This is a genomic window from Limnofasciculus baicalensis BBK-W-15 (assembly GCF_024178385.1).
GTDB classification, from domain to species: Bacteria; Cyanobacteriota; Cyanobacteriia; order Cyanobacteriales; family Coleofasciculaceae; genus Limnofasciculus; species Limnofasciculus baicalensis.
On the sequence record NZ_JAMZMM010000067.1, the window covers coordinates 15976 to 20855 of the forward strand.

Below are 4880 nucleotides of genomic sequence, written 5' to 3' on the forward strand. Positions count from 1 at the left end.
ATCTCCACTATCGTTATTGTCGATATCTTCTTTGACGTTGCCACTGATTGTACCGGGTAATTCCTCCACAAAGTCGTTACCTGTATCAGTTTCACCTGCGGTTACGGCTACGGGAATGGCATTGTCGGTGATGCTGCTATTCGCTGCATCGTCTCCTGATGTGGTGCTGTCCCCATCGCTGACTGTGAGGTAACCAGATGGTTGGGTTTCGACGACGACATAGCTACCGGGAGAGACGTTGTTAAAGGTATAGTTGCCGGAAGCATCGGTGGTGGTACTGGTAATGGCGACTCCATCGCTGGCATTCCCGTCTCCATTGGGATCTGTGTAGAGGGTGAGGGTGACACCGCTAATTCCGGTATCTCCAATGTCGTCGTTGTTGTTGTCGGCTTTGACATTTCCTGTGATGTTACCCAGTGGCTGATAACCGAAGTCCGCAGTGAGGAAGGATTGTCCAGCCGCCAGAGTCAAAGGTTTGGGGTCATTCGCGGTAGTAAGCACAGAGTCAGCAGGTACAGTGGCATTAACTACATCGACAATGTAATTACCACCCAACAATCCTGTGAAGAGATATCCACCGCTGGCGTTAGTCGTCTGAGTGGCAACGATTGTGTCGCCTCCATCAATGATGCTGTTACCATTGGCATCTTTGTAGAGGTTTAAGGTGACACCACTGATGCCTGTTTCCGCACCGCCATCTTGCACTCCATCGCCATCAAGATCTTTCCAGACGAAATCGCCAATCTTGCCGTAAAGCGGAGTTATATCCTGAATCGGCTTTTTCTCACCCAGGGCGCTTACCTCGCCAGTGTTGAGGATAGTCGTTGTTCCTGGTACTAAATCGTTGAAGGCATCGATTTTTGCCTCAAACGTGACTGTGAAGGTTTTCTTAACCGGGATTGTGCCAAGGATAGCGCCGCCTTCATCAAGGGGAAACGCTGTTGTCCCTGCATCGGCAAAGGAGACGAACCCTAAGCCATCGCCTCGGTCAATCTTGGTGCTGTTGGCGACATAAGTTGTATCGACTGGCAGATTATCCAGTAGCTTAATATTCGGTACTGGCGCACGGCTGATGTTGGGGATTGAGATCGTGTAGATTAGTGTATCCCCAGGGCTGACGAAGCCGTCACCATCAGCATCAACCAGCAATGTACCATTCTTACCTGCGTCAAATTCTGGCAGAGGCGGTATTCCAGCACCCACATCTAATCCAGGTGCGCCAGCACTGGCAGCGCTGGGATCTTGTCCCCAGGCTGCTGCTAGCTTGACACCGGGGTCCAGGGTATACAGGAGCATTCCCGTTTGGTTGCCGTCGGGATCGTAAACTTTGGCTCGTTCGAGTTCCTTGAGGCTGAGGGTAGTGTCATATTTGTTGCCATTCGGATCGGTGAAAGCACCTAAGTTATCGCCGTTGTAGTCAACATAGATAGTTGCTAGAGTCTCACCATTGCCAATTGGTGTCACCCAGACTGGATTACCGTTTTGGGTGGGACTGGTGGCGGATGTGGGGTCCCGACCAATGCCCAAGCCAATCAGGACTTGGGTAGTCAAGGAGTCTTCTGGGACGAGGGTATATCCCCAATCCCAGTTTTGGTTGCCAGTACCATTAGTATTTCCACTGTTGGAGTCAGTGGTCGAAAAGGCGTAGAATTTCTCATTACCTTGAGTAAAGAAATGTGCGCCTGAACCGTCAGGGATAAGTTGCTTGGCATAGCCGCCCGATGTCCCGCCAGGAACAGAAATTGTGGAGGTGTTTACAACCCCAGCAATCCGTCGTGCAAATGTGACATTAATCGCAGTAGTGCCGGGATTATACAGCCAAACTGTTGTATCCGTCCCGTTGAAAGTTCCTTGTCCACCTACGTCAGTGACTGAGGAGGCTGTGGAAACAGGCGTATAGTAGCTGTCAGACCAGATGTTCGTTGGTAACAGCGCCGAATCCCGGCTTTCATAGTTAGATCCAATATCGCCTGTAATCAGGTCTACCTGAACAGCTTTGTCGGATACAACTCTTGCACCAACATTAACCCCACCATTAACTAGATAACTTTGTCCCTGAGTTAGACTCAGATTATTCACATCTCCAGCATCGATGAAATCGCCGTCGGCATTGGCATCAACGCTAATGACAGCACCCAATTCACCAGCCATGATTGCCAAGCCAGTGTACTCGAACATTTGGAAATCAGTGGTGTCAGGTATGTTTACCCCAACTGGTACGCGATAGTCTGTTCCCCAATTGTCTGTATCAAATACTTCTAATCCGCCAGCTAACAGACTATTGGGACCAGCCGCCCAGCCGCTGCGGGTGATCGCTACTGTTTTAGTTGCGGCAATCTTGTCACCCCCTGAGTAGGGGTAGGGGGTTGTGGGTGGTAGGGAAGTATCGATGGCATTGTTTAAAACAATGACTGTGCCCGCATTAATCAAATCTGTGCCGCCAGTCCCGGGAGCAACACCATTTAGCAGATTACCATCCCCCCAAATTTGCGTGGTGGATTGAGTCGGATTGGCAATGTCTGCCTCGTAACCATCTTCGGCTTGGTCGTAGTAAATTATGGTGCCGTTGGCGACTGCCGCGATAGATATATAAGTTTGGACTGGGTTGGTGGGGGTAATACCAGGACCGCCCGCCTCAATTGTCTGAAGCGCCAGCAATAGTTGGTTTTCTGGCTGTGGTACATAGAATAATTGCACCGGAGGCGGATTGGGACCATCCGTAAATGTTGTCGTGGCTACTCGGTCATCAGCAGTACCAAACGCCCCATCTCCACCTGCTGCTGTTGCTGTTAACTTTAAGGTGGCATTCAACGCTGGGGCTACCAATGGTCCTGTTCCATCTGGATCGGGAGGCACTAGCCAACTTGTCACAATTTGCCCATTCGCTAACCCATCTGAGTCACCTGCGCCACCATCTGTTACTACAAAAGGCTGATAGGTATTGAACACCCCATCATCCCCAGCAACTGTTTCTACAGTGTAAAACTTGACTGTTTCTCCAACGCCAACCCCATTAACTGTGAAAATTGCTGTGCTACCTGGCTTGTAATCAGGTTTATCTGTGCTGACTGTCAAAATTTCAGAGGTTGAGGACTCTGTATCAGGTGAATCTGAGCTAGTCGATGGGTCATCTGCTTGAGTTGTATTGACCGTCAAATCTTCGTCGGTTAGTGACAAAGAATTGTCTGTCTCGAATAAACCGAATAAGTCGTCCATGATGTCTTCCTGAGTTGTTAGATAAATTTAGCGATCGCAGTTAATTATTGAGCGGCTAGAATTGGCAAAACTGCATCATAATCGTCTTTCGTTCCTGTCAAAAATTTACTATCGATCAGTTCTCGATAGGTTCGGAAATCCTTCTCCCAATTGTTCAGAATTTCCCGGAGGTGATTTAGACGTTCTCCTGTTGATTCGCCTGTCAGATCGTAGTGGAAATTCCCGGTAAATACTACGGCTGGAATAGCTTCTCTATCTGGTGTCTGAAGTTGAGCTTCGTTAATTCCCAATCGCAGTTGACAGCCCTCTAATGTGTAAACCAGATTGACACCTACTTGCATTGGACTAGTACCAAACTCTTGCCATGAGCCACGGGATAAAATAGTTTCAGTAATATATTTATGAGCTTGATTTGCTCCATCTCCAAAGGCGACAAAGCGTCTGGGATTAATTCCCACACCTCGGTATTCAAGATTCGGCAGGCTTGCCGTATAACGACGAGCCATATCAGGGATTTCGATATCTTTAAGTTCTTGACTCTGTGGGGAATCTAGTCCTTGGGAGAAGCTGATGCTTCCCAATTGGGCATCTATTTTAATGCCATTTTTAAAGATAATCTGGGTTGTTTGAGCTGATAATACTGGAGGCCGCGCTAATTCCCAGTCACCCGGAATAACTCCGCTACCTTTGAGGAAATCTGGAGTTACTATTGTCGGGTTCTGATTTCTAATCGCTAACACGATTGAAAAATCTTGAATATCCAGCTTTTGGTTCATTTCAATTCAATCTCCTGATAATTTTGTCTTTGCCATCACCCATTAGAAAGGCAATAAGTATACTCCCGCTATACCTGCGAAGGTTAACGGTCAGTTTTTGACTTTCCTCAACTTTCTAAATTGATGAATTATAGAGGGGTCACTTCATGAATCCTCTGCGATCTGAATCTTTATTCTCTATCTGCTGCCTAATTCACCATTATGGAATACAATCCACCATCTCGCAATACCTTTGTGTGAAGTTTTGATGAAGTTTCAGTAAATTTTCGGTGAATTTTCGGTTAAGCTTCATTAACAGGATTTATTGACACCCTCCATCTGCAGGATATGTTCCCAAGATATAACGGAGAATCTACACTATAAGTAGCGTTATCTGTAAATCCTAAGTAAATTTTCGGTGAAGTTTCCGGTGAATCCTGACTTACGGAGAAATACTACTCATAGCGAGTATGGTTTTTTTAACGTATTTTCACATGGAAAGCCCTACCCTACCAAATAGGAGTTTTCCCTAAGTCCGGGAAATTACTGAGATCTGAACTGTCTTCACTTATAGCTCAATAAATTCTGTATCGGTTGTAACATTAAGCTAAAGATATCTTTTGTTTCAAAACTTAATATAAATAATCTCCATGTGAAAGAAAAGGTAATTAGAGTCAAAAAAGTTAACAAACTTGACCCCTACCCTGGAAGGAGAATGAAGAATTACTCCCCCTTCCCTGGTAGGGAAGGGGGCTGGGGGGTTAGGTTTTTCCAGTTTATTTAGATTAGAAGAATTACTCCCCCTTCCCTGGCAGGGAAGGGGGCTGGGGGGTTAGGTTTTTCTCCCGAGTGCGGATCTGAATTTTGAGCTAAAAACAGTTTAAGGCTCAACCCAACGCCCATCAGATT

The 4880-nt window shown here is 46.7% G+C and carries 2 protein-coding genes; both read right to left on the reverse strand.

Annotated elements, in window-relative coordinates:
- A partial coding sequence (locus NJ959_RS09245; protein ID WP_254011468.1) for an SdrD B-like domain-containing protein occupies nucleotides 1-3216 on the reverse strand: 3216 nt, incomplete at its 3' end.
- 44 nt (nucleotides 3217-3260) lie between these two features.
- Nucleotides 3261-3992: a hypothetical protein gene (locus NJ959_RS09250; RefSeq protein ID WP_254011469.1), complete on the reverse strand. Its 732-nt coding sequence runs from the start codon at nucleotides 3990-3992 to the stop codon at nucleotides 3261-3263.
- Between the last annotated feature and the right edge of the window lie 888 nt (nucleotides 3993-4880).